The 15,540-nt window shown below is 73.3% G+C and carries 13 protein-coding genes; 7 read left to right on the top strand and 6 right to left on the bottom strand.

The window, feature by feature from the left end; genetic code table 11:
- Window positions 1–102 precede the first annotated feature (102 nt).
- A complete protein-coding gene (locus ABD899_RS16585) occupies window positions 103–1,884 on the bottom strand; it encodes a M15 family metallopeptidase (RefSeq protein ID WP_345208026.1) in 1,782 nt (593 codons plus the stop codon).
- Window positions 1,885–2,010: 126 nt separating this feature from the next.
- On the opposite strand from ABD899_RS16585, the gene ABD899_RS16580 reads away from it, so the two are divergent.
- The 5 genes from ABD899_RS16580 (at window position 2,011) to ABD899_RS16560 (ending at window position 8,548) form a co-directional block, all read left to right on the top strand.
- On the top strand, window positions 2,011–2,625 hold the full coding sequence (locus tag ABD899_RS16580; RefSeq protein WP_345208024.1) for a YflT domain-containing protein: 615 nt from the start codon (window positions 2,011–2,013) through the stop codon (window positions 2,623–2,625).
- A gap of 92 nt (window positions 2,626–2,717) precedes the next feature.
- A complete protein-coding gene (locus ABD899_RS16575) occupies window positions 2,718–5,471 on the top strand; it encodes a GAF domain-containing protein (protein ID WP_345208022.1) in 2,754 nt (917 codons plus the stop codon).
- Window positions 5,468–5,851 (top strand): response regulator, encoded by a 384-nt coding sequence (locus ABD899_RS16570; RefSeq protein WP_345208020.1) that lies wholly within the window; start codon window positions 5,468–5,470, stop codon window positions 5,849–5,851. Before ABD899_RS16575 ends, ABD899_RS16570 begins: the two co-directional genes overlap by 4 nt.
- The gene (locus ABD899_RS16565) at window positions 5,848–6,960 is read left to right on the top strand and encodes an adenylate/guanylate cyclase domain-containing protein (protein ID WP_345208018.1); all 1,113 of its coding nucleotides are present in this window, start codon (window positions 5,848–5,850) and stop codon (window positions 6,958–6,960) included. The genes ABD899_RS16570 and ABD899_RS16565 overlap by 4 nt, the downstream gene beginning before the upstream one ends.
- 16 nt (window positions 6,961–6,976) lie before the next feature.
- Complete coding sequence (locus tag ABD899_RS16560; RefSeq protein ID WP_345208016.1) at window positions 6,977–8,548, top strand: peptide ligase PGM1-related protein; 1,572 nt, start codon at window positions 6,977–6,979, stop codon at window positions 8,546–8,548.
- A 62-nt stretch (window positions 8,549–8,610) separates the two neighbouring features.
- Here ABD899_RS16560 and ABD899_RS16555 read toward each other — a convergent pair whose 3' ends face one another.
- Window positions 8,611–8,793, bottom strand: coding sequence for a hypothetical protein (locus ABD899_RS16555; protein WP_345208014.1), 183 nt, complete (start codon window positions 8,791–8,793; stop codon window positions 8,611–8,613).
- A gap of 143 nt (window positions 8,794–8,936) precedes the next feature.
- Here ABD899_RS16555 and ABD899_RS16550 point away from each other — a divergent pair, with 143 nt between their 5' ends.
- Window positions 8,937–9,599 carry a Crp/Fnr family transcriptional regulator gene (locus tag ABD899_RS16550; protein WP_345208012.1) on the top strand — a complete coding sequence of 221 codons (663 nt, stop codon included), beginning with the start codon at window positions 8,937–8,939 and terminating at the stop codon, window positions 9,597–9,599.
- A gap of 57 nt (window positions 9,600–9,656) precedes the next feature.
- On the opposite strand, the gene ABD899_RS16545 is transcribed toward ABD899_RS16550, so the two are convergent.
- Genes ABD899_RS16545 through ABD899_RS16535 form a run of 3 tightly spaced genes read right to left on the bottom strand, consistent with a single transcriptional unit; the run spans window position 9,657 to window position 13,056 of the window.
- Complete coding sequence (locus ABD899_RS16545; RefSeq protein ID WP_345208010.1) at window positions 9,657–10,520, bottom strand: carbohydrate ABC transporter permease; 864 nt, start codon at window positions 10,518–10,520, stop codon at window positions 9,657–9,659.
- Entirely contained in the window at window positions 10,517–11,686 is a 1,170-nt protein-coding gene (locus ABD899_RS16540) for a carbohydrate ABC transporter permease (protein ID WP_345208008.1), read from the bottom strand. Before ABD899_RS16540 ends, ABD899_RS16545 begins: the two co-directional genes overlap by 4 nt.
- Entirely contained in the window at window positions 11,683–13,056 is a 1,374-nt protein-coding gene (locus tag ABD899_RS16535) for an ABC transporter substrate-binding protein (RefSeq protein ID WP_345208006.1), read from the bottom strand. Before ABD899_RS16535 ends, ABD899_RS16540 begins: the two co-directional genes overlap by 4 nt.
- Window positions 13,057–13,239: 183 nt before the next feature.
- Here ABD899_RS16535 and ABD899_RS16530 point away from each other — a divergent pair, with 183 nt between their 5' ends.
- The gene (locus ABD899_RS16530; RefSeq protein ID WP_345208004.1) at window positions 13,240–13,980 is read left to right on the top strand and encodes a PIG-L deacetylase family protein; all 741 of its coding nucleotides are present in this window, start codon (window positions 13,240–13,242) and stop codon (window positions 13,978–13,980) included.
- Between the two features lie 15 nt (window positions 13,981–13,995).
- Here ABD899_RS16530 and ABD899_RS16525 read toward each other — a convergent pair whose 3' ends face one another.
- Window positions 13,996–15,492 (bottom strand): aminopeptidase P family protein, encoded by a 1,497-nt coding sequence (locus ABD899_RS16525; protein WP_345208002.1) that lies wholly within the window; start codon window positions 15,490–15,492, stop codon window positions 13,996–13,998.
- Between the last annotated feature and the right edge of the window lie 48 nt (window positions 15,493–15,540).

Raw genomic sequence — 15,540 nt, 5'->3', positions numbered from 1 at the left:
CCGGCGCGAGTGCGGAGAAGGTCGCCGAGCGACCGCTTCCGCGCTCATGGCGGGATGCCGGGCGCGGGATGCCGGGCGCGGGGTCGGCCACCCGGCCGCCGGTCAGTACGTGGGCGCGTCGGGCCGCCCGAGGAACTCCTCGTAGGACCGCCAGCCGCCCTCGTGGTACGCCCGGGCCAGGGCGGTGCCGACGAACCGGAAGTGCCACGGCTCGAAGCCGACCCCGGTCACGGGGGTGCGGCCCTTCTCGTAGCGCAGCAGGTAGCCGAAGCGCCACGAGTTCCGGGCCAGCCACTCGCCCTGGGGGGTCTCGTCGATGCAGTCGTTGATCGCGCAGGTCGGGTGGCCGACCGGCAGCAGGTCGACGGTGAGCCCGGTCTGGTGCTCGCTGAACCCGGGCCGCAGGTACCAGCGGTCGGTCCAGGCCCGGCCCCGGCGCGCGAGCGTCCGCGCGTAGAGCGACTCCTGGGTCTCGTAGGAGCGGAACGCGGTGTCGATGCCGACCCGGCCCACCCCGGCGTCGGCTGCCGCGGACGCCATCTCGGCCAGCGCCGTCGCGGCGTCCGCCCGCAGCCGCTGGCCGTTCGCGTGCGGCATCGGCGGCACGACGAGGTCGGTCGGCGCGAAGCGCTCCGGGGACAGGCCGGTGCGCTTGTTGACGAGCACCCACGGGCTCGAGGGGTCCTCGGTGCTGCGGCAGCGCTCGAGGCGCGCGACACTGCTGCGGAGCGTGCGCTCGCCCCCGACGACGGTGACCCGGGCGACGGTCGGCGCGAGGACGGCATCCCGGCTCGCCAGGGGGAGGCAGTACGGCAGCGCCCACAGGAGCGGGGCGCCGGACCGGCCGGCGACGAACGCGCCGGTGAACGCGTCGGTCGGGCGGTCCGGGGTCGCGAGGAGGGCCGCCGCGGGCGTCGCCCCCGGCCAGGCCCGGGCGTGGGCCGCGGCGGCGCGGGCGGCGCGGTCGTCGTCGAGGACCCGCTCCACGGCCCCGGACGGCAGGGCCCGTGCCAGCCCGGACGCGGTCCCGGCCGCGTCGCCGGCGGCCCCGACGACGGTGACGTCCTCGACGCCGAGGCCGCGCAGCAGGGCCACGTCGTCCGCAGCGGGGGCCGCCGACCCCGCGTCGACGACGAGGAGGGGCGAGCGTCGTCCGGCGGCGGCGGCAGCCGCGGTGGCGAGGTCCGCGCCCCGGTCGGCCCCGGCCACCCAGGCGGCGGTGGCCCCGGGGAAGGCTGCCCGGGTGATCGCGCGGGCGGCTGCGGCCGGCTCGCCGTGGTCGACGCGGGTGACGCGCGGGCCAGGCCCGCCGCGCAGGGCCTCGGCGGCGCCCTCGACGACCTCGTCGGACACGGAGCCGGCGTCCCCGACGACGACGACCTCGGCCGGCGCGAGCCGCGCGAGCTCCGCCGCCGTCGTGTCCGGCAGGCCGTCCGCCCGCGTGAGGAGCACGACCCCGCCGCGCGCGGCGGCGGCGGGGACGGCGGCCCAGCCGAGGTCGAGGGCGTCGTCGGCGACGAGGTAGGCGACCGGCACCGGGCCGCCGTCGGGGAACGCTGCGCGGCTCGCGGCGACCGACAGGGCGTGCCGGTCCGCAGCGGTGAGCCGCCCCACCCGGGGTGCGCTCCCCGACTCCCGCGCGGTCGGAGTGCTCGTCGGCGTGGCCGTGGGCGTCGCCGTTGCCACCGCGGACGGCGGTGCGGATGCCGGCCCGCCCGCGGTGGGTGCCGCGGCGCCGGCACCCGCTCCCGTCGCGTCGGGGCGCCAGACGACGACGGCTCCGGCCACACCGGCGACCAGTGCAATGGCGAGCCCGACGACGAGCGCCGGGCGGACGGCGCGATGCCGGCCCCTTCGGGCTGGGTGCTGCGGGCGCGGACGCATCCACCCAGCATCCCCGATCGTCGCCGCCCGCTCGCGCGACGGGTGCCCGGTAGGCCCCGCCGGTGCCCGCGGCATCCCGCGGCATCCCGCGACGAGCGTGCGGGCGAGGGCGGGGATAATGGGGCCATGAGCACGCAGCCCATGCGCCCGGGCCTCCGGGCCACCCTCTCGCTCGAGTACCCCATGTCGCTGGGGCTCTACGACTCCTACGAGGAGGCGCAGGGGGCCGTCGACTACCTCTCCGACCACGACTTCCCCGTCGAGGACGTGCTCATCGTCGGCACCGACCTCAAGCAGCTCGAGCGGGTCACGGGCCGGCTGACCCGCGGCCGCGTCATCGGCGCGGGTGCGCTGTCCGGTGCCTGGCTCGGCCTGTTCGTCGGCACGATCTTCGCGCTGTTCGACCCGAGCGGCTTCAACATCCTCAACGTCGTCGGCACCGTCGTGTTCGGCGCGGTCTTCGGCATGATCTGGGCCGCCGTCGGGTACCGGCTCACCCGCGGTCAGCGCGACTTCACGTCCGTGAGCCAGGTCGTCGCGGCCAAGTACGAGGTGCTCTGCGAGCACAAGCACGTGCAGCGCGGGCGCGAGCTGCTCGTCCGGATGGACCCGATGCGGGCCGCCCAGGAGGAGGTCCGGCGGGCGCGCGAGGCCGAGCAGGCCCGCGCCGCGCAGGTGAGCCAGCAGCACGACCCGCAGGGCCCGCCGGCCCAGCAGCCCCTCCCGCCCCCCTCGGCCTGAGGGAGATTCCCTCCTGACAGGTGGGGTCGTCAGGGAGCAGACTGCGGGGGTAACGGCAGGGGGCCTCTCCCCGCCGTGGACGGGAGTTCCCCGTGAGCCAGCCCGACGGCCCGCAGCAGCCCGACCGCCCCGTCGAGCCCGCTGACCCGGGCGACGCCCGGTGGCTCGCCGACCGCCTCGCCGAGGCGCGGGACCAGCTCGCCGCGACCCGGGAGATCCTGTCGGTGCTCGCGAGGGCGTCCTCGTCGGAGGACGACGTCTTCGCGGCGATCGTGGAGCACGCGCGTCGGCTCTGCCGCGCCCAGGTCGCGCAGATCCTGCTGTTCGACGGGAGCTTCTACCGGCTCGTGAGCGGCACGGGCCACTCCGAGGAGTACGCCGAGTACGCGGCCCAGCACCCGGTCCCCCGCAGCCGGGCCACGCTCGCCGGGCGAGTGGCGATGGACCGGCGGACCCACCAGATCGCCGATGTGCTCGCCGACCCCGACTACGACCTCCCCGGCCTCCAACGGCTCGGCGGCTACCGGTCGATCGTCGGGGCGCCGATGGTCGTCGACGACGAGGTGGTCGGGGTGCTCATGGCGTGGCGGACGAGGGTCGAGTCCTTCGACGAGAACACGCGTGCCCTGCTCACGACGTTCGCCGAGCAGGCGGCCCTCGCCCTGCGCAACGTCGAGCTGTTCACCGCGCTCCAGGCCCGCTCGGCCGAGCTGGCGCGCAAGATCGACGAGCTGGAGGCGCTGGCCGAGGTCGGTCGGGTGGTCAGCTCCACGCTCGACCCCCACGAGGTGCTCACGACGATCGTCGAGCACGCCGTCGAGCTGGCCGACGCGGACGGGGGCTCGATCATGGAGTACGACGAGGACGTCCACGGCTTCCGGGTGCGCACGACGTACGGCACCGGCGAGCACGCGCGAGAGCAGCTGAGGTCGGTGCAGATTGACCTCGACGAGAGCCTCGTCGGCCGGGCGGCGACGCGGGGCGAACCGGTGCAGGTCGCCGACCTGTCGGCGGTCGACCTCGACCCCCACCTCCGGCTGCTCCACGACGACGGCTGGCGCTCCCTCGTCGCCGTGCCGCTCGTGCGGCCCGACCGGATCGTCGGCGCGCTCGTCGTCCGACGGCGGACGCCCGGTACGTTCAGCGACGAGACCTGCGAGATCCTCACCGCCTTCGCGAGCCAGTCGGCGATCGCGCTGACCAACGCGCGCCTCCACGAGCAGCTCGAGCTCCAGCGGCTCGAGCTCGTGCGGACGAGCCAGCACAAGTCCGACTTCCTCGCGAGCATGTCGCACGAGCTGCGGACCCCGCTCAACGCCGTCATCGGCTTCTCCGAGGTGCTCCTCGAGCGGATGTTCGGCGAGCTCAACGAGCGCCAGGCGGACTACGTGGGCGACATCCTCGACGCCGGGCGCCACCTGCTCGCCCTGCTCAACGACGTGCTCGACCTCTCCAAGGTCGAGGCGGGACGGATGGAGCTCGAGGTCACGAGCTTCCCCACGGTCGACGCCATCCAGGGGGTCCTCGCCCTCGTGCGTGAACGTGCCGCCCAGCACGGCGTCGAGCTGCGTTTCGACCCGGCCACGGCACCCGAGGCACTGAGCGCTGACGAGCTGCGCTTCAAGCAGGTGCTGCTCAACCTCGTCGGCAACGCCGTGAAGTTCACCCCCGCCGGTGGCACCGTCACGGTGTCGGCGTGGGCCGAGGGGCCGGAGGTGCTCGTCACCGTGGCCGACACGGGGATCGGCGTGCCGGAGTCGGAGCGGTCGCGCATCTTCGACTCCTTCCAGCAGGGGACCCGGTCGGCGGCGAGCACCGAGGGGACCGGCCTCGGGCTCACCCTGACCCGGCGGATCGTCGAGCTGCACGGGGGACGGATGTGGCTCGAGAGCGAGGTGGGCGAGGGGAGCACCTTCGGCTTCGCCCTGCCGCGCCAGGCGGGCTCCGTGGCCACCGCCGACCCGGGCTGGAGCGAGCCCGCCGTCGAGGACGCCCGGCGCTCGGTCGTCGTCATCGAGGACGACCCGAGCTCCGCCGAGCTCGTCGGTGTCCACCTCGCCGCAGCGGGGCTGCGACCGGTCGCGGTGCGCACCGGCGAGGACGGCCTCGCCGCGGTGCGGGCGCTGCGCCCGACCGCCGTCGTGCTCGACATCCACCTTCCCGGGATGGACGGCTGGGACGTCCTCAGCGCGATCAAGGCTGACCCCGCCGTGGCGGCGACCCCGGTCGTCGTCGTCTCGGTGCTGCCCGAGCGGGGCCGGGGCTTCGCCCTCGGGGCCTCGGACTACCTCGTCAAGCCGGTCTCGCGGGAGGGGCTGCTCAGCGCGGTGTGGCGCGCGGTCGAGCAGCGGGCCGACCGGGCCGCGGGTCGTCGTGACGTCGTCGTCATCGACGACGACCCGGCTGCGCTCGAGCTGATCCGAGCCACCCTCGAGCCGCACGGGTGGACGGTGACGACGTGCACCGGGGGCGCCGAGGCGCTCTCGGTCATCCGGTCGATCCGGCCCTCCGTCGTGCTCGTCGACCTGCTCATGCCCGACATCGACGGGTTCGCGGTCGTCGACGCGCTGCGCGCCGACCCGCGGACGGCCGGCACCCCGGTCGTCGTGCTCACGGCGGCGACGCTCACCGCGCACGACCGCCGCCGGCTCCAGGGCCGCATCGAGTTCGTCGCGTCCAAGGGCGAGCTCGACCTCAGCTGGCTCGCCGAGCGGCTGACCCAGGTCGCCGCCGGGGGCGGCCGGGCCGAGCCGCACGGGCAGGACCCGCACGGGCCCGACGCGCACGGGCCGGATTCGCACGGCCCCGACGCGCACGGGCAGCACCCGGGCGGTGGGGCGCCATGAGCGTGCTCAGCGTGCTCCTCGTCGAGGACAACCCCCGCAACCTCAAGCTCGCGCGTGACGTGCTCGAGTTCGCCGGGTTCGTCGTCACGGCCGTCATGACGGGGGAGGAGGTGCTGCCGGCCGCGCTGCACGTGCGCCCGGACGTCATCCTCATGGATCTCCAGCTGCCCGGCATCGACGGCCACGCCGCGCTCTCCCGGTTGCGCGCCGACCCGCAGACGGCCGGCATCCCCGTCGTCGCGGTGAGCGCCTTCGCGATGCGGGTCGACCGGGAGCGGGCGCTCGAGGAAGGCTTCGACGGCTACCTCGAGAAGCCGATCAGCGTCCGCGAGCTGCCCGACCAGGTGCGCCGGCACGCCGCCCCGAGGGGCGACCCGTGAGCACCGACGACGCGACCGTCCTCGTCGTCGACGACCTGGCCCAGAACCTGCGCCTGCTCGATGCCGTCCTGTCACCGCACGGGTTCACCGTGGTGCCGGCCTCGTCGGGCGAGCAGGCGCTGGCACTGCTCGCCGAGCAGCTGCCGGACATCGTGCTCCTCGACGTCATGATGCCGGGCCTGGACGGCTACGAGACGTGTCGACGGATCCGCGCCGAGCCGGCGACCTCGTTCATCCCGGTCGTCATGGTGACGGCGAGCGGCGACGCCGAGAAGGTGCGGGCCATCGAGGCGGGGGCCGATGACTTCGTCACCAAGCCGTTCAACCGCGCCGAGCTGCTCGCCCGGGTCCGCTCGCTCGTGCGGGTCAAGCGCTACCACGACACGATGACGGCCCAGGCCGAGGCGCTCGCCGCGTGGAACAGAGAGCTCGAGGCGCGGGTCGAGGCCCAGGTCGCCGAGCTCGAGCGGCTCGGGCGGCTGCGGCGCTTCCTGTCGCCGCAGGTCGCCCAGCTCGTCGTCGACACCGGGGACGACTCGTTCCTGCGCAGCCACCGTCGCGAGATCGTCTCGGTGTTCACTGACCTGCGCGGCTTCACGCCCTTCGCCGAGCGCTCCGAGCCCGAGGAGACGATGGAGGTGCTGCGCGAGTACCACCTCGCCCTCGGCGAGCTCGTCTTCGCGTTCGACGGCACGCTCGAGCACTTCGCGGGCGACGGGCTGCTCGTCTTCTTCAACGACCCCGTCCCGTGCCCGGACCCCGCCGACCGGGCGGTGCGGATGGCTCTCGCCATGCGCGACCGGGTCGCCGCGCTGGAGCAGGCCTGGGCACGCCGGGGCCACGACCTCGGCTTCGGGGTCGGCATCGACCAGGGCTACGCCACCCTCGGACGGGTCGGCTTCCCCGGCCGCTACGACTACGCCGCCATCGGCACGGTGACCAACCTCGCGGCCCGGCTGTGCGCCCACGCGCTCGCCGGGCAGGTGCTCGTCACGACGCGGGTGCGGCACGGGATCGTCGGCGAGGTCGAGTGCCGCGACGTCGGCCCGCTCGACCTCAAGGGCTTCAGCCGGCCGGTCGAGGCCCACGAGATCATCGCAGTGCACTAGGAACGGAGGTGGCGCCGTGGTCGACGTCGCGCACGAGGGACCGACGCTCGCCGAGCTCGACGAGGACGCGCGCAACGCCGTCTTCGACCGGCTCCAGGCCCGGATGCCGGAGGTCTGGCAGGCGTTCCGCCGCGACGACCCCCGTGAGTCCGTCGTCGTCGTCCCGTCGATGACCCTCGACCGGGTCGTGGCCAACAGCGGTGGGCTGAGCCAGGCGCTCGAGGAGCGGTTCCTGTTCTTCCTGCTGCTCCTGCGCCAGCCCCGGCTGCGAATGGTCTACGTCACCTCCCAGCCGGTCAACCCGCTCGTCGTCGAGTACTACCTGTCGCTGCTGCCCGGGGTCATCCCGAGCCACGCCCGGGCACGGCTCTCGCTCGTCTCCGTCGACGACTCGGGCCCGGAGCCGCTCACCGAGAAGGTCCTCGCGCGGCCCCGGCTCGTCGCCCGGATCCGCGACCTCGTCCCCGACCGGTCGCTGTCGCACCTCGTGCCGTACAACACGACCTCCCTCGAGCGGGACCTCGCGGTGCTCCTCGGCATCCCGATGTACGGCGCGGACCCCCGCCTCTTCCCGCTCGGGACGAAGACGGGGTGCCGCCGCCTCTTCGCGCGCGCGGGCGTCCCCCACCCCGCCGGGGCCGAGGACCTGCACACCCGGGACGACCTCGTCGCCGCCCTGCTCGAGCTGCGGGGCGTGCGGCCCGGCATCCGGGCCGCGATGGTCAAGCTCAACGAGGGAGTGTCCGGGGCGGGCAACGCCGTCGTCGACCTCGCCGGGCTGCCCGAGCCCGGCAGCGCGGGGGAGGCAGTCGCGGTCGGCGCGTGCGTCGACGCCATGGAGCTCGAGGACACCCGGATCGACGTCGGCGCCTACCTCGCCAAGCTCGCCGAGCGCGGTGGCATCGTCGAGGAGCGGGTCGTCGGCGACGAGATCCGCAGCCCGAGCGTTCAGCTGCGGGTGACGCCCCTCGGCGAGGTGGAGGTGCTCTCGACGCACGACCAGGTGCTCGGTGGACCGAGCGGTCAGTCCTACCTCGGCTGCCGCTTCCCCGCGGACGCCGGGTACGCGCGCCTCATCACCCGGGACGCCGAGCGGATCGGCGAGCTGCTCGCCCGCGAGGGCGTGCTCGGCCGCTTCGCCGTCGACTTCGTCACGGTGCGGCGGGGTGAGGAGTGGGAGGCCTTCGCGATCGAGGTGAACCTGCGCAAGGGGGGGACGACCCACCCGTTCCTCACCCTGCAGTTCCTCACGGACGGCCGCTACGACCCCGAGACGGGGCGGTTCCGCACCCCGAGCGGCGAGGAGCGCCACCTCGTCGCCACCGACCACCTCGAGGACCCGAGCCTTCGGGGGCTGCGCGTCGAGGACCTGTTCGACCTCGTCGCCCGCTCGGGGCTGCACTTCGACCAGGCCCGCCAGATCGGCGTCGTCTTCCACATGCTCAGCGCCATCACGGCCTTCGGCCGGGTGGGGCTGACCGCCATCGCGCCCACCCCGGATGCCGCGCAGCGCCTCCTCGAGGACGCCGAGGGCGCCCTGCGCGAGGAGGCGCGGGCCGCCCTGGCGCCACAGCCCGTGCCGACCTGAGCGGGCCCGGTGCCTCGCCCCTGACGCCCCCTCCGCCCCTCGCCCCGTGACGCCCCCTCGGCTCACGGGGCGAGGGCGTCGGAGTGCAGGAGTGCCTCGATGACGGCCTCGCGCCAGGTGCGCTCGCGCACGGGGATACGGCGCGAGGCGCCGCCGCACCCGCACTCCCACACCCAGCTGCCGCGCACGCGGTGCACGCTCGGGTGGTGGTGCGCGACGTTCCGGTGGTTGCGCTGCACGGTCATCACTGCCTCCTGCGGCCGGTTCCCGGATCGGCTCCCGGGCCTGCGTCCACCCTCGCCGGGCTGGGCGCCCGGGTCTGTCGCCGGCGAGGCGCACGGCGTGTGCCGGTCGTGACACAGGGCGCCCGGCGTGCTCCACTGGCGGCATGGAGTGGGGACTGCTCGCCGGGCTCTCGGACGCCGACCGTCGCGTCGTGCTGGGCTCGACGCACCGCCGCCGGTTCGCCCGAGGGGAGGTCGTCTTCCACGAGGCGGACCCCGCCGACACGGTGCACTTCGTGGCCGAGGGCCGCCTGGCCGCCCGGCGGACCACCCCGGACGGCGACACCGTGACCTTCGCCGTGCTCGGCCCGGGCGACGCGTTCGGTGAGCTGGCCATGCTCGCACCGCTGCCCCGGCGCACGTCGACGGTCGTCGCGCTCGAACCGGCCGTGACCCAGAGCCTGTCGTTCGCCGACTTCGAGCGGCTCCGGGCGGCCCACCCGGCCGTCGAGCGGCTGCTCGTCGAGCTGCTCGCCGAGCGGGTGCGGCGGCTGTCCGACCACCTCCTCGAGGCGCTCCACGTGCCCGCGGACGAGCGGGTCGTCCGGCGCCTGTCGGCCCTGTGCGAGCGCTACGGCCCGCCCGACCCCGCCGTGCCGGCCGTCGTCCCGCTCACCCAGACCGAGATCGGCGAGCTCGCGGGCGCGTCACGGCCGACGACGAACCGGGTGCTCCGGGTGCTCGCCGGGCAGGGGGTCGTCGTGCTCCACCGCGGCACGGTCGAGGTGCGCGACCGTGCCGCCCTGGCCCGCCGCGCGGCGCGCTGACCGGGGAGCTGCTCGGGCTGCTGAGCGGGCGACGGGGCGTCGGGGTCCGCTACCCCGTCAGCCCTTGACCGCGCCCGAGGTCAGGCCGCGCACGAAGAACCGCTGGAGCGAGAAGAAGACGATCATCGGGACGACCATCGAGATGAAGGCCGCCGCCGTGAGCAGCTCCTTGCCCTGCCCCTGGGTGCCGAGCAGCTGCTGGACCTGCACGATGACGGTCGTGTTGTCGGCGCTGAGGAACAGCTTCGCGATGAGCAGGTCGTTCCAGACCCAGAGGAACTGCAGCGTCGCGAAGGCCGCCATCGCCGGCACCGCCATCGGCGCGACGAGCTTCCAGAACGTCTGGTAGTGGCTGCACCCGTCGACCTTCGCCGACTCCACGACGCTCACCGGAAGGGTCGCCATGTAGTTGCGCAGGGTGTAGAGCGCCAACGGCATCCCGAAGCCCGTGTGCAGTAGCCAGACCGCGATGTACTGCCCCGAGATGCCGAGCCCCTCCGGGCCGAGGATGTCGAGCATCGGCTGGAACGCGACCTGGATCGGCACGACGAGCAGGCCGACGATCATGATGAAGATGACGTCCTTGCCGCGGAACTCCATGAAGGTGAACGCGTAGGCGGCGAAGGCCGCGAACATGATCGGCAGGATCGTCGCCGGGATCGCGACGACGATGCTGTTGAGCAGCCCGGTGCCGATGTCGGACCCCTCGAACACCTTGCGGTAGTTCTCGGTCGTCCAGCCGGCGCCGAAGGGGTTGAGCACCGCCGTCCACCAGCCCGACGACGCCGCGTCGTCGCGGGTGCGGAACGACGTCACGAGGAGCCCGAGGGTCGGGATCGTCCAGAGCACGACGAGCAGCGCCACGGTGACGACCGAGAAGACGCTGCGGGGGCGCCCGTCCTTCATCAGGGTGCGGCTCATCGGTTGGCCTCCTCGGCGCGGAAGTGGCGGACCTGGTAGATGAGGACCGGGATGACCGCGATGAGCAGGACGACGACGATCGCCGTGGCCCGGCCCGCCTGGCTGTTCGCGAAGAGCTCGTTGAAGAACAGGTTGGCGATGACGTTGGAGTTGAACCGCCCGTTCGTCATGACGTAGACGATGTCGAACACCTTGAGCACGAGGATGAGCACGGTGATGAAGACCGTGATGATCGTGCCCTTGATCTGCGGGATGACGACCTTGAAGAAGATCTGCACCTCGCTCGCGCCGTCGATGCGCGCCGCCTCGATGGTGTCCTCGGGGACGCCCTTGATGGCCGAGGACAGCAGGATCATCGCGAACCCCACCTGCAGCCAGATGAGGATGACCATCATGAGGAAGGAGTTGAGCCGCGCCGTCGAGATGTTGAGCCAGGTCTGCGGGTCCCCGCCGAGAGCGACCCAGATCGCGTTGAGGAGGCCGGTCTGCGGCTGCCCGGGGTTGTCGTAGGCGTAGATGAGGCCCCAGATGGCCGAGGCGCCGACGAACGAGATCGCCATCGGCAGGAAGATGAACGACTTCGACACCTTCTCGCCCCGGGCCGTCAGCTTGTCGGCGAGCACGGCCACCATGACGCCGAAGACGACCGTGACGGCCGGGACGACGATGATCCACAGGATGTTGTTGATGATCGACTGCCAGAACTCGGAGTCGCTGAAGATCGACCGGTAGTTGTCCAGGCCCACGTAGGCCGTGCTGTCGGCGTTCGCGAACGAGTAGTTGATGGTCTGGATCGTCGGGTAGATGAGCATCAGCCCGATGAACACGAGCGACGGCAGGAGGAAGGCGTAGGGGATGAGCCCCTCCGAGAGCCGCCGGGGCAGCGCCTCGACGAACATGTTGAGGAAGTAGAACAGGGCGGCCGCGCCCCCGACGCCGGCGACGAGCGCGATCGCGCCGATGAGGATCCGGCTGTCGAAGAACCACCCGGGGTAGAACGCGAAGCCGAGGAAGAGGTTCGCGACGAACCACACGACGAGCACCATGCCGACGAGGCCGACGAGCAGGCGCACCGGCTTCGCGCCACCGGGCTCCCCCTCGGGGCCGCGGACCGGTTCGGGCGCGGTGACGGTCGGCGGCGGGGGAGCGGTCGTCGCGCTGCTCATGACGACTGCTCCGCGGCCTGCGGCCAGGAGGCCTCGATCTTGTCGGCGGTCTCCTGCGAGGAGGCCCCGCTCATCCACTCGACCATGCCGGTCCAGAAGGTGCCCGAGCCGACCTCCTTGGGCATGAGGTCGGAGCCGTCGAAGCGGAAGACGTCGGCACTGGAGGCGATCTCGGCCATCTGGCGGGTCGTCTCGTTGGGGTAGTTGGTCGCGTCGAAGGTCGTGTGCGGGGACAGCCAGCCGCCGGCCTTGGCCCACTCGCCGCCGAACTGGTCGGAGGTGAGGAACTGCATGACGGCCTTGGCGTCGTCGTCGTTGCCGTTGAACAGGCCGGCGATGTCGCCGCCGCCGAGGATCGCCTGGCCCTCGAAGCCGCCCTCGAAGGGCGGGTAGACGAAGATGCCCACCTTCGCGTCGAGGTCGGACTGGACGTCGGCCGGGAGGAAGCCCGACGCGAAGTTGCCCTGGCGCATGAGGTAGCACTGGGGGTCCGGCCCGAAGGCGGGGTTCATCGTCTCCCCGAACGGGGTGTTGAGGATGCCGCGGCTGCCGCCGAGCACGTTGCCCTCGGTCTTCGCGAGCTTGCCGAACTCCTCGAAGGACTGCACGATCCGCTCGTCGTTGAACGGGATCTCGTGGGAGACCCACTGGTCGTAGACGTCCGGACCCCACATCCGCAGGACGATCTCCTCGATCCAGTCGGTGCCGACCCAGCCGGTCGCCTGGTCGCTCTCCCAGCCCATGCACCACGGGGCGACGCCGTCGCCCTTGACCGTGTCGGTCACCGACGCGAGGTCCTGCATGGAGGTCGGCTCGACGGAGTAGCCGCCGTCCTCCCAGGACGGCTTCGGGTACCACACGAGGCTCTTGACGGCCAGCCGCATCGGCGCGCCGTAGACGCGACCCCGGTAGCGGGCCGACTCGAGCAGGCCCGGCACGAGGGTGCTGTCGAGGGACTCGTAGTCGAGGTAGGTGTCGATCGGGTTGACCTTGTCCTGCGCGGCGAACTCGAGCAGCCCGCCGGGCTGGGGGAACAGGCCGATGTCCGGTGAGTCGCCCGAGTTGACCTTCTGCTTCACGGTCGTCGTGAAGTCCTGGTCGGGGGTGTACTGGACGTCGATCCCCGACTCCTCCTCGAAGGCGACGAGCGAGGCCTCGAAGGCCTCGGCCTCGGCGCCGCCGAACGCTCCGAGGATCGTGACGTTCTTGTCGCCGTCGGCGGTCCCGCCGTCGACGAAGCCGCCGAGGCCACCTCCCCCCGCGCCGCCCGTGGGGTTCGGGTTCTGCAGGCACCCTGTTGCCGTGAGGGCGACCGCAGCGACCGCCACCAGCCTCAGACCCATCCTCCGACGTCGCACAGGCTCAGCCATCACCACTCCTCGTCATCGAGTCGCCCGCGGGCACGTGTGACGCGACCCACACCGGTGAGACCCTGTCTACTCCACCGGGCGGGTCTTGGCCACTCCATGACCGCAGGCCGACCCGCCCGTCGAGGGTTCGTCGGGCCGCCCACTCGCCACCGCCCACCGCCCACCGCCCGCTATGGTCGGTCGATGGACCGCGAGCCCCCTGCCCTCGAGCCCCTGGACGACGCCTTCTCCACCGTCCTGTGCGTCGTCGCGCACCCGGACGACATCGAGTACGGCACGGCGGCCGCCGTGCACCGGTGGGTCGGGGACGGCTCGACGGTGAGCTACTTCCTGCTCACCCGGGGCGAGGCCGGCATCGACACGATGCACCCCGACGAGGCCGCGCGGGTCCGTGAGGCCGAGGAGGTCGAGAGCGCGCGTCGCGTGGGGGTCGACGCCGTCGAGTTCGGCGACCACCGCGACGGGGCGATCGAGTACGGCGTGGCCCTGCGGCGCGACATCACCCGGGCCGTCCGCCGCACTCGCCCCGAGCTCGTCGTCGCCCAGACCTGGGGCGAGCGCTTCGCGGGCGGCATGGTCAACCAGGCCGACCACCGGGCGGTGGGCCTGGCGACGCTCGACGCCGTGGCGGATGCCGGCAACCGCTGGCTGCACCCCGACCTCGCCGGCGAGGGGCTCGAGCCGTGGGGCGGGGTGAAGGCCATCGCGGTCGCCGGGAGCGCCACTCCCACCCACTGGGTCGACGTGTCCGGCGAGCACTTCGAGGCGGCGGTGCACTCGCTCGAGGCCCACGAGGCCTACAACGCCGCCCTGCCGGAGAGCTTCCCGGAGCCCCGAGCGCTGCTCCAGATGATCCTCGGGGGCGGCGGCCAGGCCGCGGGTGTCGAGCACGCGGCGCTGTTCGACGTCATCCGCCGCGGCTGACGGGGACGGGCCGGCTCAGCGGGCCTGGACCCGGGCGATCCAGGCCTCGACCTCGTCGGCGCGCCGCGGCATCCCCGCCGACAGGTTCTCGCAGCCGTCCTCGGTGACGAGGACGTCGTCCTCGATGCGCACGCCGGTGCCACGGAAGCGCTCGGGGGCGAGCAGGTCGTCGGCCTTGAAGTACAGCCCCGGTTCGACGGTGAGCACCATGCCCGGCCGCAGCTCGGCATCCATGTACTCCTCCCGCGTCGCGAGGGCGCAGTCGTGCACGTCGAGCCCGAGGTGGTGCGACGTGCCGTGCACCATCCAGCGCCGGTGGTACTGCCCGTGCTCCTTGTCGAGGGTGTCCTCGACGGTGACCCCCTCGGGCAGCAGCCCCCAGGCGTGGAGGTGCTCGGCGATGACGCGGATCGCGGCCGCGTGGACGTCGGAGAACCGGTTGCCGGGCCGCACCGCCGCGATGCCGGCCTCCTGGGCCGCGTACACCGCGTCGTAGACCTCGCGCTGGGCAGCGGTGAAGGTGCCCGACACGGGAAAGGTGCGGGTGATGTCGGCCGTGTAGAGCGAGTCGACCTCGACCCCGGCGTCGATGAGGACGAGGTCGCCCTCGCGGACCTCACCGGTGTTCTTGATCCAGTGCAGGGTGTTGGCGTGGTCGCCGGCCGCGCAGATCGAGTCGTAGCCGACGCCGTTGCCCCGGTGCCGGGCGTGCAGCGCGAAGGTCCCCTCGAGCCAGCGCTCGCCGCGGCCGAGGGCGGCGGCCCGCGGGAGCTCGGCGACCATGGCGTCGAAGCCGTGGTGGGTCGCCTCGACGGCAGCCCGCATCTGCTCGACCTCGTAGTCGTCCTTGCACATGCGCAGGTGCGAGATGTCGTGGGCGAGGGCGTCGTCGGCCTCCTGCAGCCCCTCGACGGCCGCGCCGTTGTCGACCCGGGCGACGTCGAGGCGGGCGGTCAGCTCGCGGTCGGCGTCGCGCACGAGGCGCACCGTGACCTCGCCGGCGTCCTTGGCGGCCGCGGCCTCGAGCTCGTCGACGTGGCGGGCGGTGAGCCGGAGCTCGCGCTCGACGTCGGCGAGCGTCGGGCGGGCGCCGACCCAGAACTCGCCGTACCGGGAGTCGGCGAAGAACTCGTCGCTGTCGCGGTCGGCGAGCGGGCGGAGGTACAGCACGGCCTCGTGGCCGCCGCCGTCACCCGGCAGCGGCTCCATGACGAGCACGGCGTCCGGCTCGCGGTCGGCCCCGAGGCCGGTGAGCCACGCGAAGGCGGTGTGCGGCCGGAAGACGTAGTCGGTGTCGTTGCTGCGGACCTTGAGGCCGCCGGCGGGGACGATGAGCCGCTGCCCGGGGTACGCCGCACCGAGCCGGGCTCGACGCGCGGCCGCCGGGGCGGCGGAGGGAGCCGGCGCCGTCACCTCGGAGCGCCGGGGGGCCCAGCCCTCGCGGACGAACGCGCGGAACTCGTCGGTCGTCGAGCGACCGCGGTTGTCTGCCTGCCTCTGCTGCTCACTCACCGCCCCATCGTCCCACGATGTGGCTCCTCGGCCGTCCTGTGACAGGGT

Source organism: Fodinibacter luteus, assembly GCF_039541575.1.
In the GTDB taxonomy this organism is placed as follows: domain Bacteria; phylum Actinomycetota; class Actinomycetes; order Actinomycetales; family Dermatophilaceae; genus Fodinibacter; species Fodinibacter luteus.
The sequence above is the reverse complement of the archived record's forward strand: the minus strand, read 5'-3'. Positions and strand labels throughout refer to the sequence as shown.

Excerpts from the sequence above, each read along its gene's own strand:
- ABD899_RS16545 (WP_345208010.1), bottom strand. The coding sequence starts at position 10,520 with ATGAGCCGCACCCTGATGAAGGACGGGCGCCCCCGCAGCGTCTTCTCG.
- ABD899_RS16540 (WP_345208008.1), bottom strand. The coding sequence starts at position 11,686 with ATGAGCAGCGCGACGACCGCTCCCCCGCCGCCGACCGTCACCGCGCCC.
- ABD899_RS16550 (WP_345208012.1), top strand. The coding sequence starts at position 8,937 with ATGGAGTGGGGACTGCTCGCCGGGCTCTCGGACGCCGACCGTCGCGTC.
- ABD899_RS16530 (WP_345208004.1), top strand. The coding sequence starts at position 13,240 with ATGGACCGCGAGCCCCCTGCCCTCGAGCCCCTGGACGACGCCTTCTCC.
- ABD899_RS16570 (WP_345208020.1), top strand. The coding sequence starts at position 5,468 with ATGAGCGTGCTCAGCGTGCTCCTCGTCGAGGACAACCCCCGCAACCTC.
- ABD899_RS16535 (WP_345208006.1), bottom strand. The coding sequence starts at position 13,056 with ATGGCTGAGCCTGTGCGACGTCGGAGGATGGGTCTGAGGCTGGTGGCG.
- ABD899_RS16585 (WP_345208026.1), bottom strand. The coding sequence starts at position 1,884 with ATGCGTCCGCGCCCGCAGCACCCAGCCCGAAGGGGCCGGCATCGCGCC.
- ABD899_RS16555 (WP_345208014.1), bottom strand. The coding sequence starts at position 8,793 with ATGACCGTGCAGCGCAACCACCGGAACGTCGCGCACCACCACCCGAGC.
- ABD899_RS16580 (WP_345208024.1), top strand. The coding sequence starts at position 2,011 with ATGAGCACGCAGCCCATGCGCCCGGGCCTCCGGGCCACCCTCTCGCTC.